This window comes from Xanthomonas sp. D-109, assembly GCF_017746095.1.
GTDB classification, from domain to species: domain Bacteria; phylum Pseudomonadota; class Gammaproteobacteria; order Xanthomonadales; family Xanthomonadaceae; genus Xanthomonas_A; species Xanthomonas_A sacchari.
On sequence record NZ_JAGHWV010000021.1, the window covers coordinates 1 to 19,756 of the forward strand.

The window sequence follows — 19,756 nt, forward strand, 5'->3', positions numbered from 1 at the left end:
GCCGGTGCCGGCGCCTCGGCGGCAGCCGGTGCCGGCGCCGGACGCGCCTTGACCACGCGCACGCCACGCGCCTTCATCCAGGCGTCGAACTCCTCGGCGGTCATGCGCTTGCCGTTCTGGCTCATGTCGAACCGCCAGGGGGTGTTGTCGAACGCGGTAGCCGGCTTGTAGGCGGCCGGATCGTTCGGCTTCACCGCGCCAGGGGTGGCGTTGGCCAGGCTCTGGCAACCTTCGGCGCGCAACCGCAGCAGCACGCGGTCCAGCGACTGGTCGCTGCTGTAGGACTGGGTCAGCACGCCGCTGGGCATGCCCAGCTGCACGTTGCGGCTGAACAGTTCCGAAGCGACCGGTGCGGCGACCGTCGCCGGCAGCGCCAGCGGCTTGGGCAGCAGATCGCCGGAGCAATCCGGTGCGGCGTGGGCCGCAGGAATCAGGGCAAGCGCGAGCAGGCTGGCCGTCACGATACGCAGCATCGGTTTTTTTCCATTCAGGCGAGTCGACGAGCGAGTGTAGGCAGGCCCCGGCGTGCTTTCAACTGTTACCGGCACTACATGCGCTAAATAATTGGGATTGCTGAAAAAGTTCAGCTTGAACGCTTCGCAGGCACAGGTCGGCGCCCGGTCTCCGCGTAGGAGCGGTTTAGCCGCGATGGGCATTTCTGGGAACGTCCGTCGCGGCTGAAGCCGCTCCTACGGCGACAAAGCGAGGACAGCGCAACGCATGCCCCACCCCACAAAGACAAAGCCCGGCACGAGGCCGGGCTTTGCTTGAGACTGGAAGCGTCCGATTAGTTCTGGACGTTCAGCTCGGTACGACGGTTCTTCGCACGGCCTTCCGGATTGTCCGAACCATCCGGGTTGGTGTTCGGGGCAATCGGACGGCTCTCGCCGTAGCCGATCGGACCGACCAGACGCGAAGCGTCCACGCCGTTCTTGGTCAGGTAGTCGTACACGACGCGGGCGCGGCGCTCGGACAGCTTCTGGTTGTAGGCTTCGGTACCCTTCGAGTCGGTGTGACCGGCAACCTCGACGCGCAGGTCGGGGTAACGCTTCAGGATCTCGGTGGCCTCGCCCAGGATCGCCACGGCGTCCGGACGCAGGTTCGCCTTGTTGAAGTCGAAGTTGACGCCCTTCAGGTCGATCGACACCGGCACCGGGCAGCCGTCCGGACCGATGGTCTGGCCAGGCTGGGAGTTCGGGCACTTGTCGTCGCAGTTGTTGACGCCGTCACCGTCGTCGTCCAGATCGGCGCAGCTCGGCGCAGCGGCCGGCGGCGGCGGCGGGGCGACCGGGGCAGCCGGCGGCGGGCCCAGCGGGATCACGACGCCGACCGAGGCCAGCACGTCGCCGAACCAGTTCTGCGACGGAGCGGCAACGCTCTGGTCGTCGAAGTCAGCGCGGTAGGCCACTTCGGCACGCACGGCAACGCGCTTGTCGAAGGTGGTCTGCAGACCGACGCCGGCCTTGGCGGCAAAGTTGCCGTCCTTGCGCTGGCCCGGGGAGACCGGACCGCCGGTGTCGAACTCTTCTTCCGAGCGCTGGTAGCCCAGGCCGAACAGCAGGTACGGGTTCCAGCCGCGGCCTTCCTGGATGAAGTGGCGACGCAGGTCGAACGAGATGCCGTACTGGCTCCAGTTCAGGTCCTGGTTCTTGTCGAAGTTCGGGTTCTGATAGTTCAGCTCACCGTCCAGCGACCAGTTCGGGTTGATGAACTTGCCCAGCCCCAGGGTGACGAAGGGCGCATCGTTGGTGGTGCGGTCCTTGTCCTGGAAGTTGAAACCAGCCGAACCGGTCAGGTACCAGCGGTCGTCGAATTCCTGCGCGGACGCTGCCTGGGCGACGGCCAGACCGCCCAGCAACGCGGCGGTGAGAATTTTCTTGTTCATTAATACAACTCCTTGTTTCGGGGAGATAGAAACCGGTAGAGGCATGGTTCAGTACAGATGTCTCGTCACATCCAGACGGCCGTTTCCGCACGCCATCGCCGCGCACATTATGCGCGGCATAGTGAAGATGGCGTTAACGAGCACGTAACATGTGAAAGTCAACGCCAGCCGCTGCCAGGCCGTGGATACACCCTATACAGCTTGATGAAATCCCGCAATGCGGCAGGCGCATGACCGTTTGCGGTCGTAGACAAGGACCCGCAGGGCGACCCAGGTCTCACCCTGGCCGTGCCCACGGCGGCGGGTCCGCCAACTCGGCCTGCATGAACTCGACGAAGGCCCGCACCCGTGGCGGCACCAGCCGGCGCTGCGGCATCACCGCGTAGATGCCGGTCTCGGTCAGCGGGTAGTCGGGCAGCACCTGGCACAGCCGTCCCTGCCGCAGGTCCTCGGCCACGTGCCATTCCGAATGCAGGGCGATGCCCTGGCCGTTGACCGCGGCATCGCGCAGCACCTCGCCGAAGTTGGTCTCCAGCGGCCCGGCCACGCGCACCGCGATCTCGCCGTCGGGTCCCTGCAGCCGCCAGGTGTCCTGGCGGCCGTCGCTGCCGGTCAGCAGCAGGCAGGCGTGCGCGGCCAGGTCGGCCGGCGTGGCCGGGGTGCCGTGGCGGCGCAGGTAGTCGGGCGAGGCGCAGAGCATGCGTCGATTGCCGGCCAGGCGCCGCGCGACCAGGCTGGAGTCGCGCAGGGTGCCGATGCGGATCGCCAGATCGAAACCTTCGCTGACCAGGTCCACGACGTTGTCGCTCAGGTGCACGCTCAGCCGCACCTGCGGATGCAGGGCCATGAAGCGCGGCAGCACGGGCGAGACATACAGGCGCCCGAATGCGGCCGACATCGTCACCCGCAGGGTGCCGGCGGCGCTGGCGCCGGCCTGGCGCAGGCCGCCGGCCAGCGACTCCAGGTCCTCGACCAGCGGCCGCCCCTGCTCGGCCAGTTGCAGGCCTTCCGGGGTCGGGTGCAGGCGCCGCGTGGTCCGGTGCAGCAGACGCACGCCGAGCGCGCGTTCCAGCCGCTGCAGCCGCTGGCTGGCCACCGCCACCGACAGGTCCAGGCTGCGCGCGGCGGCGCTGATCGAGCCGAGGTCGAGCACGCGCAGGAACAGGGCGATGTCGCCGATCCGGTCCATTGTGTGGATTCCATTGAAAGTCGTTCAATATTTTTACTGTTTTTACTGAAGACATGCAGACCTAGGCTGCCGTCCTCCCGCCACTTCCGGAGCCGCCGCATGGCCGCCTCGCTCGCTCCACCTCCCCAGCAACCCGCTGCAGGACGCACGCCGCTCGCGCTGTATGCGCTGACCGCCGGCGCCTTCGGCATCGGCACCACCGAGTTCGTGATCATGGGCCTGCTGCTGCAGGTCGCCGCCGACCTGCGGGTCAGCCTTCCGGCCGCCGGGCTGCTGATCTCCGGCTATGCGCTGGGCGTGTTCCTCGGCGCGCCGCTGCTGACCGTGGCCAGCCGGCGCTGGCCGCGCAAGCGCGTGCTGCTGGCGCTGATGCTGGTGTTCACCGCCGGCAACCTGGCCTGCGCACTGGCGCCGAACTACGCCGCGCTGATGGCGGCGCGGGTGGTGACCTCGCTGGCGCACGGCACCTTCTTCGGCGTCGGTGCGGTGGTCGCCACCACCCTGGTGCCGCCGCAGCGCAAGGCCTCGGCGATCTCGACCATGTTCACCGGCCTCACCGTCGCCACCCTGCTCGGGGTGCCGGCCGGCGCCTGGCTGGGCCTGCACTACGGCTGGCGCGCCACGTTCTGGGCGGTGGCGGCGATCGGCGCGCTGGCCACCGTGGTGATCGCCGCGCTGGTGCCGGCCAACCGCGCCGCACCGGCGGCCGTGCCGCTGCGCGAGGAACTGCGCGCGGTCGGCCGCGCGCCGGTGCTGCTGGGCCTGGCGACGACGGTGCTGGGCTATGCCGGCGTGTTCGCCGTGTACACCTATGTGCAGCCGCTGCTGACCCAGGTCACCGGAGTTTCCGAGAGTGCGGTGTCGCCGCTGCTGCTGGTGTTCGGCGTGGGCATGATCGTCGGCAACCTGCTTGGCGGACGCCTGGCCGACCGCCGCCCGCGGCAGGCGCTGCCGCTGAGCCTGGGCGTGCTGGCAGTGGTGCTGGCGGCGCTGACCCTCGCCCTGCCCTCGGCGCCGGCGATGGCGCTGGGCATCGGCCTGCTGGGCGTGGCCGCGTTCGCCACGGTGGCGCCGCTGCAGGTATGGGTGCTGGGCAAGGCCGGCGAGGCCGGCCGGCATCTGGCCTCGAGCCTGAACATCGGCGCGTTCAACCTGGGCAATGCGCTGGGCGCCTGGCTCGGGGGCCTGGTGCTCGGCCATGGCGGCAGCCTGTCGCAACTGCCCTGGGTGGCGGCACTGCTGACCCTGGCCGGACTGGCGGTGGCGCTGGGCGCGCTGCGGCTGTCGCCGGCCACCGCCACACCCGCCGCCAATCACGGCGCGGGTTGCGCCGCCGGCGGTGCGGCATGAGCCGGCCGATGGCGACGGCCGCGCTGGCGGCGGCGCTGCTGGGCACGGCGATCATGGCGGATGCCGCACCGCGCGACTGGATCGCGACCTGGCAGGCCAGCCCGCAGCCGCTGTGGAGCGCGGACTTCCCGTTCCCGACGCAGACGCCGTTCCACCTGTGGCGGCAGACCGTGCGCCAGGTGGCGCGGGTCAGCCTGGGCGGCAACGAGGTGCGGGTGGAACTGAGCAACGCCTATGGCGATGCGCCGCTGCACATCGGTGCGGCGTCGCTGGCGCTGGCCGGCGACGGCGCGGCAATCCTGCCCGGCTCGCAGCGACCGCTGCGCTTCGGCGGCAGGACCGAGGTGACCGTGCCGCCGGGCGCGCCAGTGCTCAGCGACCCGGTGGCGCTGAGCGTGCCGGACCTGGCCCGGCTCAGCATCAGTCTGTACCTGCCGCAGCCGACCGCACCGTCCACCTTCCACTGGGAGGGCCTGCAGAGCGCATGGCTGACCGAGGGCGAGCGCACCGCCGACGCCAGCCTGGCCGACGCGACGGCGCTGCCGGTGCGGCTGTTCGTCAGCGGCATCCAGGTGCGCCGAGCCGATGCCATCGGCGCGGTGGTGGCGCTGGGCGATTCGATCACCGACGGCGCCGCCTCGACGCCGGGGCAGGACCGGCGCTGGCCGGACCAGTTGGCCACGCGGCTGGCCGCGCAGCGGGTGGCGGTGCTCAACGCGGGCATCTCCGGCGGGCGCGTGCTGCGCGACCGCATGGGCCAGAACGCGCTGGCGCGGCTGGACCGCGACGTGCTGGCGCAGCCCGGCGTGCACACCGTGATCCTGCTGATGGGCATCAACGACATCAGTTGGTACGGCACGCCGTTCGCGCCGGACGATGCGCCGGTGTCGGCCGAGGACCTGATCGCCGGCTACCGGCAACTGCTGCAGCGCGCGCAGGCGCGCGGGCTGCGGGTGATCGGCGCCACCCTCACCCCGTTCGAGAGCGCGCTGCCGGACTCGCCGATCCCCGGCTACTACAGCCCGAAGAAGGAGGCCGTGCGCCAGCAGGTCAATGCCTGGCTGCGCGCCGGCAACGGCTTCGACGCGCTCCTGGATTTCGATGCGCTGCTGCGCGACCCCGCGCACCCCACGCGGATGCGTGCGGATTTCGACTCGGGCGATCACCTGCATCCCGGCGATGCCGGTTACGCGGCCATGGCCGAGGCCGCTGCGCAGTTGCTCGGCGCCACCGCGCCCGCTCCCACCTCCGCTGCGACCGACGCCGTCGACACCGACGCGGCGGGGCGCTGACGCCTTCTCTCTCCTCACTTCCCCCTTCGCCATCAGGAGTTCTCCATGGAATACCGTCATCTCGGCGCATCCGGCTTCAAGGTCCCCGTGCTCAGCTTCGGCACCGGCACCTTCGCCGGCACCGATCCGTTCTTCGCCACCTGGGGCAATTCGGACGTGCATCAGGCGCGGCGCCTGATCGACATCTGCCTGGAGGCCGGCGTCACCCTGTTCGACAGCGCCGACGTCTACTCCGGCGGCGCTGCCGAATCGGTGCTGGGCGCGGCGATCAAGGGCCGCCGCGACCAGGTGCTGCTCTCGACCAAGGCCGGTTTCCGCTTCGACCGCGCGGCGCCCAACAGCGTCGGGTCCTCGCGCTTCCATTTGATCCGCGCAGTGGAGGCGGCGCTGACCCGCCTGGGCACCGACTATCTCGACCTGTTCCAGTTGCACGGCTTCGACGCGTACACGCCGGTGGAAGAAACCCTGTCCACGCTCGACGACCTGGTGCGTGCCGGCAAGATCCGCTACCTCGGCGTGTCCAACTTCTCCGGCTGGCAGTTGATGAAGTCGCTGGCGGTGGCCGACCGCCACGGCTGGTCGCGCTATGTCGCGCACCAGGCCTACTACTCGCTGATCGGCCGCGACTACGAGGAAGAACTGATGCCGCTGGGCCTGGACCAGGGCGTGGGTGCGCTGGTGTGGAGCCCGCTGGGCTGGGGCCGGCTGACCGGCAAGCTGCGTCGCGGCCAGCCGCTGCCGGACAGCAGCCGCCTGCACGACAAGGCGGTCACCGAGGCCGGCCCGCCGGTGGAGGACGAGCGCCTGTACCGCGTCCTCGACGCACTGGAGGCGATCGCCGCGGAGACCGGCAAAAGCGTGCCGCAGATCGCGCTGAACTGGCTGCTGCAGCGGCCGACGGTCAGCAGCGTGATCATCGGCGCACGGACCGAGGAGCAGTTGCGGCAGAATCTGGGGGCGGTCGGCTGGACCCTCGAAGCCGCCCACCTGCAACAACTGGATGCAGCCAGCGCCGCGGTGCCGGCGTATCCGTCCTGGCACCAGCGCGGCTTCGCCGAGCGCAACCCGCGGCCGGTCTGAGCCGCGGCCGTGCCCTCCTTTCCCTCACGTCCAGGAGCCTCCATGAAAGCGGTCGCCACCCTCCATCCCCTGCCGATCGACGATCCGCAGTCGCTGCACGACCTCGACCTGCCGACCCCGCCCGCGCCCGGCGGCCACGACCTGCTGGTGCGGGTCGAAGCGGTATCGGTCAATCCGGTGGACACCAAGGTCCGCGCCAAGGGCGCGAGCGACGGCCAGCCCAAGGTGCTGGGCTACGACGCCGCCGGCGTGGTCGAGGCGGTCGGGCCCGAGGTCGACGGCTTCGAGCCGGGCGACGAGGTCTACTACGCCGGCGACATCACCCGTGCCGGCAGCAACGCGCAGTACCAACTGGTGGATGCGCGCATCGTCGCGCGCAAGCCGGCCACGCTGGACTTCGCCCAGGCCGCGGCGCTGCCGCTGACCACGCTGACCGCCTGGGAGTTGCTGTTCCAGCGCATGCCGTTCGACTTCGACGACGCGCGCAACCGCGGCCGCCGCCTGCTGGTGATCGGCGGCGCGGGCGGGGTCGGCTCGATCGCGATCCAGTTGGCGCGGCATGCCGGCTTCGAGGTGATCGCCACGGCCTCGCGGCCGCAGACCCGCGACTGGTGCCTGCAACTCGGCGCGCACCACGTGATCGACCATCGCCAGGAGCTGGCGCCGCAATTGCATGCGCTGGGCATCGACCAGGTGGACGCGGCGCTGAACCTGGCCGACACCGACCGCTACTGGCAGGCGCTGGGCGAGCTGCTGGCGCCGCAGGGCCACGTCGGCCTGATCGTCGAGCCGAGCGGTCCGCTGCACATCGGCGACCCGTACAAGGCCAAGTGCATCGGCATCCACTGGGAAATGATGTTCGCGCGCGCCCGGTTCCGCACCGAGGACATGATCGAACAGCACCGCATCCTGGCGCGCACCGCCAGCCTGGTGGACGCGGGCGAACTGCGCACCACCCTGACCGAGACACTGAGCCCGATCAACGCCACCACCCTGCGCGAGGCACACCGCCGCCTGGAGTCGGGCAGCACCATCGGCAAACTGGCCCTGGTCGGCTGGGGCTGAGCAGGCGGCGCAGCGATCGGAACATTGGTGCGATCGCCCCGCCGTCCGTAACCGCTCCTGCTGGTGCTGTTGCTGTGCTTTCGCTGTGCTTTTGATCTACCGGGTCCCCTCAGCGCGGCAGACGCGGCGGGGAAAAACCCGAAGGGCGGCGCACATGGATGTGCGCCGTTCGCGGCAGGGGCAGGATGCCCCTTCCGCGAATCCCCGTCGTGGCTGCGAACCCGGAGCGCGCAGCGCGGAGGGCGCGCTGCGGGGTGTGCTTTCTTTTGGTTACTTTTCTTTGCACAAGCAAAGAAAAGTAACCCGCGCCAGCGGAAGCTTTCGCTCTTGATTCAAAGCTTCATGCTTCAAATCGCAGCGTCAGAACGAGTGCAACCTCAACTTCACCGTAAGGCATGGAAGGGCACGTAGGCCAACACCCCTCTTGCCGCCAGCCAGGTTTCACGGCACCCTGCGCCCTTCCGTACGCCTGCGTATCCACGCCATGTCGCCCGCCCCCGGCCAGCCCGACCCCACCCCCACCGCCTACCCGCACCTGTTCGCCCCGCTGGACCTGGGCTTCACCCAGCTGCGCAACCGCATCCTGATGGGCTCCATGCACACCGGCCTGGAAGACCGCGCCCGCGACTTCCCCAAACTGGCCGCGTACTTCGCCGAGCGCGCCGCCGGCGGCGTCGGCCTGATCGTCACCGGCGGCTTCGCGCCGAACGTGGTCGGCTGGCTGAAACCGTTCGGCGGCAAGCTGTCGTGGCCGTGGGAGGTACGCCCGCACCGGCAGGTGACCGCCGCGGTGCACGCGCACGGCGCCAAGATCTGCCTGCAGTTGCTGCACGCCGGGCGCTACGCCTACCACCCCTTGTCGGTGGCGCCGTCGAAACTGAAGGCGCCGATCAATCCGTTCACCCCGCGCGCGCTGTCGGCGCGCGGCGTCGAACGCCAGATCGACGCCTACGCCCATGCCGCCAAGCTGGCGCGCGAGGCCGGCTACGACGGCGTGGAAGTGATGGGCTCGGAAGGCTATCTGATCAACGAGTTCATCGCCCCGCGCAGCAACCTCCGCAACGACGCCTGGGGCGGCGACGCCGCCAAGCGCATGCGCTTCGCGGTGGAGATCGTGCGCCGCATCCGCGCCGCCTGCGGGCCGGACTTCATCATCGTCTATCGGCTGTCGCTGGTGGACCTGGTCGAGGACGGCAGCGACTGGCAGGAGATCGTGCTGCAGGCGCAGGCGATCGAGGCCGCCGGCGCGACCCTCATCAACTCCGGCATCGGCTGGCACGAAGCACGCGTGCCGACCATCGCCACCTCGGTCCCGCGTGCGGCGTTCGCGGCGGTGACCGCCAAACTCAAGCCGCACGTGCGGCTGCCGCTGATCGCCACCAACCGCATCAACATGCCCGACGTGGCCGAGCGCATCCTCGCCGGCGGCGGCGCCGACATGGTGTCGCTGGCGCGGCCGCTGCTGGCCGACCCGGAATGGGCGAACAAGGCGCAGCGTGGCCAGGCGCAGGCGATCAACACCTGCATCGCCTGCAACCAGGCCTGCCTGGACCACGTGTTCGAGAACAAGACCGCCAGTTGCCTGGTCAATCCGCGCGCGGCCGCCGAGACCGAACTGAACTACCTCCCGACCCGCGCGCCCAAGCGCATCGCCGTGGTCGGCGCAGGCCCGGCCGGCCTGGCCTGCGCCACCGTGGCCGCACAACGCGGCCACCGCGTCACCCTGTTCGACAGCGCCAGCGAGATCGGCGGCCAGTTCAACGTGGCCAAGCGCATTCCCGGCAAGGAGGAATTCCACGAGACGCTGCGCTACTTCCGCCACCAGATCGACGCCACCGGCGTGGAGTTGCGCCTGCACACCACCGCCGATGCGGCGCTGCTGGCCGACTTCGACGAGGTGGTGCTGGCCACCGGCATCGTGCCGCGCGCGGTGGACTTCCCCGGCGCCGACCATCCCAGCGTGGTCAGCTATCTGGACGTGCTGCAGGGCCGGGTGCAGGCGGCGGACAAGGTGGCGATCATCGGCGCCGGCGGCATCGGCTTCGATGTCGGCGAGTTCCTGGTGCACGCCGGTGCGTCGACCGCGCTGGACCCGGCGCGGTGGATGGCCGAGTGGGGCGTGGACCCGCAGTTCGAAGGCCGCGGCGCGCTGTGCAAGCCGCGCCCGGAGCCGCCGGCGCGCAGCGTGTGGCTGCTGCAGCGCAGCCCGGGCCGGCCCGGCGCGCGGCTGGGCAAGACCACCGGCTGGATCCATCGCGCCACGCTCAAGGCCAAGGGCGTGACCATGCTCGGCGGCGTCGAATACCTGGGCGTGGACGACAGCGGCCTGCGCATCCGCGTGGACGGCGCCGAGCAAGTGTTGCCGGTCGGGACCGTGGTGGTCTGCGCCGGCCAGGAACCGCGGCGCGACCTGCACGCGACGCTGCAGGCCGCCGGCCGCGGCGCGCACCTGATCGGCGGCGCCGACGTCGCCGCCGAACTGGACGCCAAGCGCGCCATCGCCCAGGGCAGCCGGCTGGCCGCGCAACTTTAGGCATGGTCCGCCGGTAGCCGGGAGTCCGCCGGCCAGGGCAGCGGACTTGGTGCTGTCGCATCGCGAGGCTATAAGCCTGGGCATGCCGCGTCCCTCGCCCCTGCCCGCCCTGCCCCAACTGCCGCAAGCGGCCTTGGCGGCGTATGCCGGCGCGCATTTCGGCAAGAGCCTGCTGTGGTACGCCGGCGAACTGCTGCTGATCTATTCGCTGACCGAACATGCTGGGCTGCGCGCGATCGCGGCCGGGCTGGTGCTGGCGTTGGGCCTGCTGCTCAGCGCCGCGATCGGCCTGGGCGCCGGCTGGGGCCTGCGCCGGCGCCTGCGCGACGTGCGCAGCGCCGGGCGCCTGCAATGGCACGGCCTGGCCGCCGCGGCGCTGGCGCTACTGCTGGTGTTCGCCGCGCCGTTGCTGCCGCCGCCGTGGCGGCTGGGCTACGTGCTGGCGGTGAGCCTGCTGTTCCGGTTGGCCTACGCTGCCTGCGACGTGGCCCAGAACACCTTGCTGAGCCTGGCGCAGTGGCCCTGGCGCGGCCACGACGGCGCCAGCGCGCTGCGCCTGGCCGGCAGCGGCGCCGCGGCCTTGCTGATCAGCAGCGTGGTCGGTGCGGTGCTGGCGCGCGGCACCGATGGCGGCAGCCTGGCGCTGCAGGCCAGCGCGGTGCTCGCAGCGGTGGCGATGCTGTGCGCCTGGCAGTTGCAGCGGGTGCTGCGCGGTACCGCGGTCCACCCGTCACCAGCCGACGCCACAGCACTGGCCGCAAACGACCAGGCGCCCTCCTGGCGCGCGATTCCCTGGCAGCCGCTGGCGCTGATCGCGGCGGTCTCGCTGACCCTGCCCGCGTTCACCAAGCTCGCCCCGTACGTGGCCGCCTACGGCCTGCTCTCGCCCGGCTGGGGCAGCGCGGTCCTGATCGCCTATGCGCTCGGCACGGTGCTGGTGCAACCGTTGGCCGCGCGCTGGGGCCGACAGCGCACGCCGACGCAACGGCTGGCCTGGCTCGGCAGCGCCCTGCTGCTGTGCGCGCCGCTGTTCGCGCTGGCGTTGCCGGCGCAGCCGCTGCTGAGCCTGGCCGCGGCCGCCTGCATCGGCGCCATCGGCGGCAGCGGCGGGCAACTGGTGTGGGCCTGGCATGCGCAGTGCACCGCGACCCGGGCGGTCGCCGAGCACGCGCTGTGCTTCGCCGCGCTGACCGCGGCCGCGCAGGTCGCGCTGGCCGCCGGGGTGGTGCTGATCGGCGTGCTGCTGGATGCGCTGGACTACCGCGACGGGCACTGCCTGCTGCTGTGCTGGGCGATGGCGGCCGGCCCGCTGCTGTGCGGGGCGTTGTGCCTTCTGCTGGCATGGCTCACCGGGCGCGGCCGATCGCCTCCGCTCGGTGCCGGCCTGGCGGCGAACGCGAGCAGCGGCTGAGACCGCGGCGCACGGTCGACGCCGCCGCGATGCACCGCGAGCGAGCGCCTGGCCAGCAGCATCCGCAGCACACCGCGGCGCGACGCACGGCGCCCGCTGCTGCAGGACTCAGGCGAAAAACGCCCGCTGCAGCGGCATCAACGCCGCGCCCAGAGTCACCGCGTCGCCGACGGTGCGGGCGATGCACAACTGCGGCAGCGGCGGCGCCAGGCCATGCCGGTTGGGCGCGCGCGGAATGCGGATACGCTCGATCAGGCGCTGCGCGATCGCGGCCGGCAGACGCCCGCCGATCACGATCGCCTGCGGATCCAGCGCGTAGGCCAGGTAGGCGCACAGCTGCGAGAACGGTGCCTCGGCCATGTCCAGCCAGGCGTCCACGCCCGGCGTGTGCGCGTCGATCGCGCTGAGCATCTGCTCGACCCCGGCGTAGTCCTGGCCGGCGGCGCGCACCAGCGACAGCAGCGCGTCCAGGTTCGGATAGGCCATGCCGCCGACGGTCCAGATGCCGCCGAACTCGCCGGCGTTGCCGCGGTAGCCGCGGAACAGCCGGCCATCGGCGATGATGCCGCCGCCGAAGCCGTTGGTCAGGTGCAGGTAGACGAAGTCGCGGCAGTCGCGGCCGACCCCGTACAGGCTCTCGGCCACCGCCGCCGCCGCGCCGTCGTTCTCCAGCGTGACCGTGCCGCCCAGGGCCTCTTCCAGGATCGGCACCAGGTCGACCTGGGTCCAGTCCTCCAGCGCCGGCGGCCCGGCCATCTGCCGGCCCTGCCCGGTGAAGAACGCCGAGATCGCCATGCCGGTGCCGACCACCCGCGCCGGGTCCACTCCGCTCTCGGCCAGCAGTTCGGCACGGAACCGCTGCAACTGCGCCAGCACCGGCGCGCGGCGCATGTCGGCCAGGCCGATGCGGCGCTGGCCGCGCACGTTGCCGGCGAAATCCACCAGCGCCAGCGCCACCACGTCGCCCATCAGGCCGATGCCGAAGGCATAGGCGTAGTCCGGCGCCAGCCGCACGTCGACGCTGGGATTGCCGCGGCCCTCGGCGGCACGGGCGCTGAGCTGGACCATGCGGTCCTGCACGAACCCCTGCAGCAGGCGCGCGACGGTGGGCTGCGACAGGTCCAGGTCGCGGCTCAGCGCCGCCTGGGTCTGCACCCCGGTCTTGAACACACGGTCGAGCAATTGGCGGCCGCCGGCACTGACGCGCGGCGGAAAGTCGGAGTACGGCATAGGGGGCGGAAGCGTGATGGATGCACGACCGCGACAACCTAGCACGTGGACATAGAAGTTTCATACATGGTAAATAGTATTAACCCCACATTCTTTTACTGGGGGTCTTCATGCGTACCAATCATCCGCACCCGAGCCTGCTGGCACTGGCGCTCGCATCCATTCTCGGCAGCGCCGCTGCCGTCCATGCCGAGGACGCGCCCGCGCCGCCGGCCGACGCCACCACCACGCTGGACCAGATCGTGGTCACCGGTACGCCGCAGGGCCAGTCGCAGAAGGACGCGCCGTTCGCGATCAGCGTGGTGTCCAAGGAACGCCTGGAGCGCAGCACCCCGAGCAGCAGCGTGGACATGCTGCGGGCGGTCCCCGGCTTCTCCGCCGAGCCTTCCGGCGGCCAGGGCGGCGGTCAGAACCTGTACGTGCGCGGCCTGCCGGCGGGCGGCTGGTACTACGTGCAATACCAGGAAGACGGCCTGACCCTGTTCGACGAGCCGCAGGAAAGCTTCTTCAACGTCGACACCCTGTTCGCGCTGGACATGATGACCGAGCGCCTGGAAGTGGTGCGCGGCGGTACCTCGCCGCTGTTCGCGACCAATGCGCCGGGCGGCACGGTCAATGCCATCACCCGCCACGGCACCGCCACGCCCGAAGGCGCGGTGCGCATGACCGTCGGCAGCGACGGCCTGCGCCGCGAGGACGCCTACAGTTCCGGCCCGCTCAGCGAGAACGTGCTGTACAGCATCGGCGGCTACCACCGCAGCGACGACGGCCTGCGCCGCACCGGCTACACCGCCGACCAGGGCGGCCAGTTGCGCGGCAACCTGACCTTCCTGATGGGCGATGCGGTGCTCGACGTCGACGCCAAGTATTTGAACGACCGCACCACCTTCTACAACCCGATCCCACTGGCCGACCCGCGCAATCCGTCGCAATCGCTGTCGGCGCTGATCGACCCGCTGGACGGCACGCTGCTGTCCAACGACCTGCGCCACACCACGGCCCTGACCTTCGACGGCACTACACCGCTGGCGCGCAACCTGGACCTGGCCGACGGCATCCACAGCAAGGTCAAGCAACTCGGCACGCACCTGGAATGGGACCTGGGCGACGGCCTGACCCTCAACAACCGCATGCGCTTCGTCGATGCGGAGGTGGACTACACCGCGCTGTTCTCCGGCGCCGCACCCTACGACGCCGGCGCCTACCTCAACACGCAACTCGGCCGTGCGCGCAGCGGCTTCGGCGCGCGGGTGGCGCGGGTCGGCTACGTCACCACCCGCAACGGCGCCGCCTACGATCCGGCCGCGGCCGACGGCCTGGTGCTGGAGAGCGGCCTGTGGAATGCGCGTACCCATCTGCGCACGCTGTCCGACGACCTGCGCCTGAGCAAGGCGTTCGACGACACGGCGCTGGGCCAGCACACGCTCACCGCCGGCCTCAATGTGCAGCACTTCGAGTACCGCCAGGACCGGCTGCAGAACACCGTGCTGACCACGCTGCAGAACAACGCGCAGCGGCTGGACGTGCTGGCCTACGACGCCACCGGCAACGTGGTCGGCTCGGTCACCCAGAACGGCTTCGTGCGCTACGGCAACGGCGTCACCAGCGGTTTCGCCAACGGCACCTACCTGTCGCCGTACCTGTGGGATTCGGTGCGTTTCGGCCGCCTCGGCCTGGATGCCGGTGTGCGCTACACCCGCTACAACGCCAATGGCGGCGTCGACGCCACCACCACGCGCAATCTCGGCGATCCGACCACGCTGGCCGACGACAACGTCGGCGGCCTCAGCGGCGCGTTCAGTCCGCGCACCGATCATCGCCACGCCACGCAGTGGACGCTCGGCGCCGAGTTCGCGCTCACCCCGCAGTTGCAGACCTTCGCCCGCTACACCCAGTCGCAGCGCCTGCCGCGGCTGCAGAACGTCTACCAGACACAGAACGCCGACGTCACCGACATCGACCAGGCCGAGGCCGGCCTGCGCGGCAGCTTCGGCGACACCTTCTCGTTCTCCACGGTCGGCTTCTGGAGCCGCTTCAACGATCTGTCGATCAGCGCCATCGTGCTCGACGGCAGCGGTGCGGTGCAGAGCCTGGCGCTGGTCGGCAAGACCCGCACGCTGGGCCTGGAATCGGAGTTCACCTGGCGGCCGTCGCCGCTGTTCGGCATCACCGGCTCGGCGACGCTGCAGGATCCGCAGACGCGCGGCCTGAGCAACGCGACCACCGGCCTCAGCTACGGCGACCTGGACGGCAAGCAGATCTCGCGCATTCCCAAGTTCATGGCCTCGCTCAGCCCGACGCTCTACTTCGACATCGACGGCCGGCCGCTGGAACTGTCGGCCACCGCCTATCGCATGGGCCAGCGCTATGTGGACTACACCAACGCCACCGCCCTGCCCGCCTACACCACCTACGACCTGGGCCTGTTCGCGCGGCTGACCGACCACCTGGAACTGCAGATGCACGCCGCCAACGTCAGCAACGCGCTCGGCCTGACCGAAGGCAATGCGCGCGTGGACACGCTGTCCGGGCAAGGCACCGCCGACGCGATCTACGCCCGGCCGATCTTCGGCCGCAACTACAACGCGTCGCTGACCTGGAGGTGGTGAGCATGCGCTGCCGGAGACTGCTGATGAGCGCAGCGCTGTCGTTGCCGATGCTGGCCCTGGCGGCGACGCCGAGCCTGCCCGAGCGCCTGCGCGATCCGCACGGGCCAGCGCTGGTGGTGTCGCACCGCGCCTGCTGGACGTTCGCGTCCGAGAACACCCTGGACGGCATCGCCGCATGCATCGCGCGCGGCGTGGACATGGTCGAGATCGACGTGCGCACCAGCCGCGACGGCGCGCTGGTGCTGATGCACGACGACACCGTGAACCGCACCACCGATGGACACGGCGCGGTGGCCGACCTGACAGCGGCGCAGATCGCCGCCTTGCGCGTACGCAGCCAGGGCGGCGGACGCGACAGCACGCTCACCGTGCGGCATCCACCGACGCTGGCGCAGGCCCTGGCCGCGGCGCGCGGCAAGGTGCTGGTGAACCTGGACATCAAGGCCGCGGCACTGGAGCAGGTGATCGACGTGGTGGAGGCAGCCGGCGCGCAACGCGACGTGCTGCTCAACGTGCCGCTGGACGTTTCCGCAGCGGTTCTGCAGCGCGCGCGCAAGGCCGACATCGCGGTGCAGGCACTGTACCTGCAGCGCGCGTCGACGCTGCCGCCCGAGCAGGCCCTGCGCCGCGCCGCCAGCTTGCAGCCGGCGGTGGTGCAGTTGATGTTCGACGACCCGGCAGTGCTGGACATCGCGCAACGCGAACTGGCGCCGCACACGCGCCTGTTCGTCAACACCATGACCAACGACATCGCCAGCGGCAGGCCGATGCGGCTGTCGGCCAACTACACCGACCAGCGCGCGCTGCGCGATCCGGCCGCGGTCTGGGGCGGGCTGCGCACGCATGGCGTCAGCATGATCCAAACCGACGAACCGTTGGCATTGCAACGCTACCTGCACGGCGCGGACACGCCACGGTAGCCGGTCTCGGTCCAAATCCCGGCGACGCCCCGCGGTGGACCACGCGGGGTGTCGCCAGGAGCTCAGTTTCAGACGGGTGGCATGCAACGCCAGGACGATGCCCGTCGCTTCGAGCATTGCGCTGCAGACGACCACGCCCATGCGTCCGTCGCTTACAGTGCGTTGCGCTTGCTTCACTTCATTCCATCAACCCCGAACGGAAGAGAGAGCACATGAAACTGCCCAAGAAACCCGCCAAGGTTCTCGCCCTGGCCCTGGCCTGCGCGTCGCTGGCCGCCCTGTCCGGCACGGCGTCGGCCGCCAACAACTGGAACCCCCAGCGCATCCTCAGTGCGATGAAGAGTCCGTACCAGGGCAACCGCGCCGACGTCGCGGTGATCGCGCACCGTGGCGTGGTCAGCAATGGCTGCCCGGAAAACTCCACCTGCTCGATCCTCAGCACCTACAACAACAACATCGAGGCCATCGAACTGGACGTCAAGCAGGACGCCGACGGCCTGCTGTGGCTGTTCCACGACCAGAACGCCGGCCGCGTGGTCGACCACGATCCGCCGTTCTACATCTTCCAGAACGCGACCAATCCCTCCGGCTGGAATCCGGACATCCGCACCCTCACCGGGCATGAGCTGATCAATTCGTTCCTGCGCGACAAGAACTTCGCCAAGACCAACTACCGGCCGACCTCGCTGGCCTCGGCGCTGAACACCGTGGTCACCAGCGCCAATCACATGGTGGTGGTGCTGGACCTGAAGACCCTGGACGCGGTCTCGCGTGCCGCCGATCAGGTGCATGCGTTCCGCATGGACAACCAGGTGGTGCTGAAGTTCAGCGCCTCGCTGCTGGCACGCAATCCCAGCGACATCACCCGCTACACCAAGGGTGTGGCGTTCGCGCCGACCGTCTACGCCGGCGACATGGACAACCTCGCCGACGGCGGCTACCTGGGCCTGTGCGGCACGATCAGCCCCAACACGCCGTTCTGCCGGGTCAACGCCTGGATCACCCAGGTGCGCGGCCAGAACGGCTTCGCCTGGCTGGAGATCGGCAACAAGCAGCCGCGCCGCGGCGACCCGACCGCCGAGCTGCTGGCCGACAACCAGGCGCAGAAGCGCGCGATCGGTGCGTTCTCGCCGGTGCCCGAGTACCGCCTGAGCAGCCATGACGGCCAGCACTACGTGCGCAGCAACGGCACCTGCTGTGCGTCGCTCAGCGACTACCTGTCGCGCACCAAGTACTTCGGCAACGAGGCCGCCGACGATCGTCCGGACTTCCGCGGACAGGTCACCGCCGGCTTCACCAGCATCATCACCGACGACCCGCTCAGCGTGATCCGCGCCAACGTGCCGCGCGATACGACCCGCTACAACTGACCATCGCATGGTCGCGCCGGGGAGTTCGCCGCTCCCCGGCCCTGCACGGCGCCACCGCGCCGTGCAGTCCGTCCGACGCTTTCAGGAGTTTCGACATGCGTTCCGCTCCCCGCCCCCGCTATCTGCTTCTCGCGCTGCTGGTCGCCGGCGCGTGCATGCCGCTGTTGCAACGCGCAGCGACCGCGCATGGCGCACACGCGGCGGCACCCGCGTCCCTCGCCACGCATCCGCAGGCCGGCAACGCCAGCGCGCGGACGCCGCTGCCGATGCACGCCGCGCCGGCCACCGGCAGCACCGTGCCCGGGCCGCCCGCGAGCGCGGTGCTGGCCGCAGCGCAGGCACTGCCGGCCGACTTCCAGGCCGATGTGCTGTTGCGCCTCGCCACGTCCCCCGATCTGCCGACGCAAGGCGACGGCGACCGAACCGCCGCCGCGCAACGGCTGACGCAACAGGCTGCGGCACTGGCCGAACGCGCACAACGGCGCATGCCCGGCCTGGCCCGCGTCGGCAACATCGACGATGAGCGCGACGACGAATTGCGCGCGCCGCGCACCGCGGGACTGGACCGGCTGTCGCTGCAGACGCGCGCCGCCCAGCGCGCCACACCGGCGCAGGCGCAGACGGTGTTCGCCACGCTGCCGACGCCGCAGGCCGGCAGTTGCGCTGCGGACACTCTCGACGATCCCAGCCCGACCTATGCCTTGGCCACCGCACTGCAGCCGGCGCAACCGGCGACGCGCGCGCGTGCACTCGCCACACGCGTGGACGCGGCGCAACACGAAACCGATACCGCGCCGGCGCTGAAGATGGTGTTGGCCGGCGCGCCGCTGGATAGCGCCGGACAGGCACATCTCGCCGACAGCCTGGCGCGCATGTTCGAACGCATCCGCGGCGACGATGCCGGTTTCACCGCCACCGAACTCAGCGTGGCCGGCGATATGCCGCTGGTGCTGCAACAAGTGTCCGACAGCGCAGTGCGCGAGCAACTGCACGCCGCCTACCGCAGCTACGTCGCCGCGCACCTTGCGCAGACGCGCTGCCCGTCGAGCCTGCTCGGCAACCACTGGCTGCTGGAGCAGCGCTTCGTCGCCGAACTGCCGGCCGATCGTATCGTGCCGGCAGCGCCAGTCCCCGCGCAGTCGCTCGACGCCGATGCGATCTCGCTCATCCGCCAGGCCGGCTACAACATCCGTACGCAGTTGCTGGACCCCACCGCCAGTGCGGGCGATCCCGCTACGGAAAAGGCATCGATGGAATTCCTCGACCAGCTCGACCACGGCGTGCTGCAGCAGACCGCGGCCGGCGACGACAGTGGCCGCGTGCAGCGCGCGCGCCTGCGCGAACTGCTGCGTTATCTCGAGTACGCGCCGGCTGGCGCGGCGCGCGACCGCGGCATGAGCCTGCTTGCCACGTTGCTGAGCGGCCCCTACTACGCACGCGATCACGACACCTGGTTCGGCGATCTGCACGTGCTCGCCGAGCAAGCGCAGCGTTGGCCGGATCGCGACCAACGCCTGGCGCAATTGAGCGGACACGCCGATCCGGTGGTGAAGGTGTACGCGATGCTGATGCAGCGCAAACAATTTCCCTGAGCGTGATGTCCTCCATTGCGGCACTGCACCATGCCGTCGCGCAGCCAGACGCGACGGCAGTGCCGCAGAGCGAGATGTGAACCCTGTCAAGGCACGGGGTTCAGTTGCGATTCGGGAAGCGGCGCCTATTGTGCGCCCCTCTTCCGATCCGCCCATCTTGGCGGGTCCCGCCGGACTTCAGATTGCCGGCACCCGGGCGGCCCGTGACAGGCCGCCTCCCCATGACGCCA

Annotated in this window: 14 protein-coding genes; 10 read left to right on the plus strand and 4 right to left on the minus strand. The window is 70.3% G+C overall.

All coding sequences use genetic code 11. From position 1 onward, the window contains the following. The 3 genes from J7357_RS17450 to J7357_RS17460 form a co-directional block, all read right to left on the minus strand. Positions 1-473 (minus strand): hypothetical protein (locus J7357_RS17450; RefSeq protein ID WP_209248451.1); only part of this gene is annotated, 473 nt, incomplete at its 3' end. A 314-nt stretch (positions 474-787) separates the two neighbouring features. Beyond that, positions 788-1,885, minus strand: a complete 1,098-nt coding sequence (locus J7357_RS17455) for an OmpA family protein (protein WP_160966123.1) — start codon at positions 1,883-1,885, stop codon at positions 788-790. Positions 1,886-2,162: 277 nt separating this feature from the next. After that, on the minus strand, positions 2,163-3,074 hold the full coding sequence (locus J7357_RS17460) for a LysR family transcriptional regulator (RefSeq protein ID WP_209248453.1): 912 nt from the start codon (positions 3,072-3,074) through the stop codon (positions 2,163-2,165). 99 nt (positions 3,075-3,173) lie between these two features. Here J7357_RS17460 and J7357_RS17465 point away from each other — a divergent pair, with 99 nt between their 5' ends. The 6 genes from J7357_RS17465 (at position 3,174) to J7357_RS17490 (ending at position 11,805) form a co-directional block, all read left to right on the plus strand. Then, positions 3,174-4,424, plus strand: a complete 1,251-nt coding sequence (locus tag J7357_RS17465) for an MFS transporter (protein ID WP_209248455.1) — start codon at positions 3,174-3,176, stop codon at positions 4,422-4,424. Beyond that, positions 4,421-5,716 carry an SGNH/GDSL hydrolase family protein gene (locus J7357_RS17470; RefSeq protein ID WP_209248457.1) on the plus strand — a complete coding sequence of 432 codons (1,296 nt, stop codon included), beginning with the start codon at positions 4,421-4,423 and terminating at the stop codon, positions 5,714-5,716. Before J7357_RS17465 ends, J7357_RS17470 begins: the two co-directional genes overlap by 4 nt. Positions 5,717-5,761: 45 nt before the next feature. Then, a complete protein-coding gene (locus J7357_RS17475; RefSeq protein WP_209248459.1) occupies positions 5,762-6,796 on the plus strand; it encodes an aldo/keto reductase in 1,035 nt (344 codons plus the stop codon). Between the two features lie 42 nt (positions 6,797-6,838). After that, positions 6,839-7,861, plus strand: coding sequence for a zinc-binding alcohol dehydrogenase family protein (locus tag J7357_RS17480; RefSeq protein WP_209248461.1), 1,023 nt, complete (start codon positions 6,839-6,841; stop codon positions 7,859-7,861). A 484-nt stretch (positions 7,862-8,345) separates the two neighbouring features. Continuing rightward, complete coding sequence (locus J7357_RS17485; RefSeq protein WP_209248463.1) at positions 8,346-10,394, plus strand: NADPH-dependent 2,4-dienoyl-CoA reductase; 2,049 nt, start codon at positions 8,346-8,348, stop codon at positions 10,392-10,394. A gap of 82 nt (positions 10,395-10,476) precedes the next feature. Further along, positions 10,477-11,805, plus strand: a complete 1,329-nt coding sequence (locus J7357_RS17490; protein WP_209248465.1) for an MFS transporter — start codon at positions 10,477-10,479, stop codon at positions 11,803-11,805. A 108-nt stretch (positions 11,806-11,913) separates the two neighbouring features. Here the strand turns inward: J7357_RS17490 and J7357_RS17495 are convergent, their stop codons facing one another. Continuing rightward, positions 11,914-13,035: an ROK family protein gene (locus tag J7357_RS17495; RefSeq protein ID WP_209248466.1), complete on the minus strand. Its 1,122-nt coding sequence runs from the start codon at positions 13,033-13,035 to the stop codon at positions 11,914-11,916. A 110-nt stretch (positions 13,036-13,145) separates the two neighbouring features. Between J7357_RS17495 and J7357_RS17500 the strand changes: the two genes are divergently transcribed. The 4 genes from J7357_RS17500 (at position 13,146) to J7357_RS17515 (ending at position 19,526) form a co-directional block, all read left to right on the plus strand. Then, positions 13,146-15,644, plus strand: a complete 2,499-nt coding sequence (locus J7357_RS17500) for a TonB-dependent receptor (RefSeq protein WP_209248468.1) — start codon at positions 13,146-13,148, stop codon at positions 15,642-15,644. Between the two features lie 23 nt (positions 15,645-15,667). After that, positions 15,668-16,564: a glycerophosphodiester phosphodiesterase family protein gene (locus J7357_RS17505; RefSeq protein WP_209248470.1), complete on the plus strand. Its 897-nt coding sequence runs from the start codon at positions 15,668-15,670 to the stop codon at positions 16,562-16,564. Between the two features lie 212 nt (positions 16,565-16,776). Next, on the plus strand, positions 16,777-17,934 hold the full coding sequence (locus tag J7357_RS17510; RefSeq protein WP_209248472.1) for a glycerophosphodiester phosphodiesterase family protein: 1,158 nt from the start codon (positions 16,777-16,779) through the stop codon (positions 17,932-17,934). A 95-nt stretch (positions 17,935-18,029) separates the two neighbouring features. Further along, entirely contained in the window at positions 18,030-19,526 is a 1,497-nt protein-coding gene (locus J7357_RS17515) for a hypothetical protein (protein ID WP_244667633.1), read from the plus strand. Positions 19,527-19,756 lie beyond the last annotated feature (230 nt).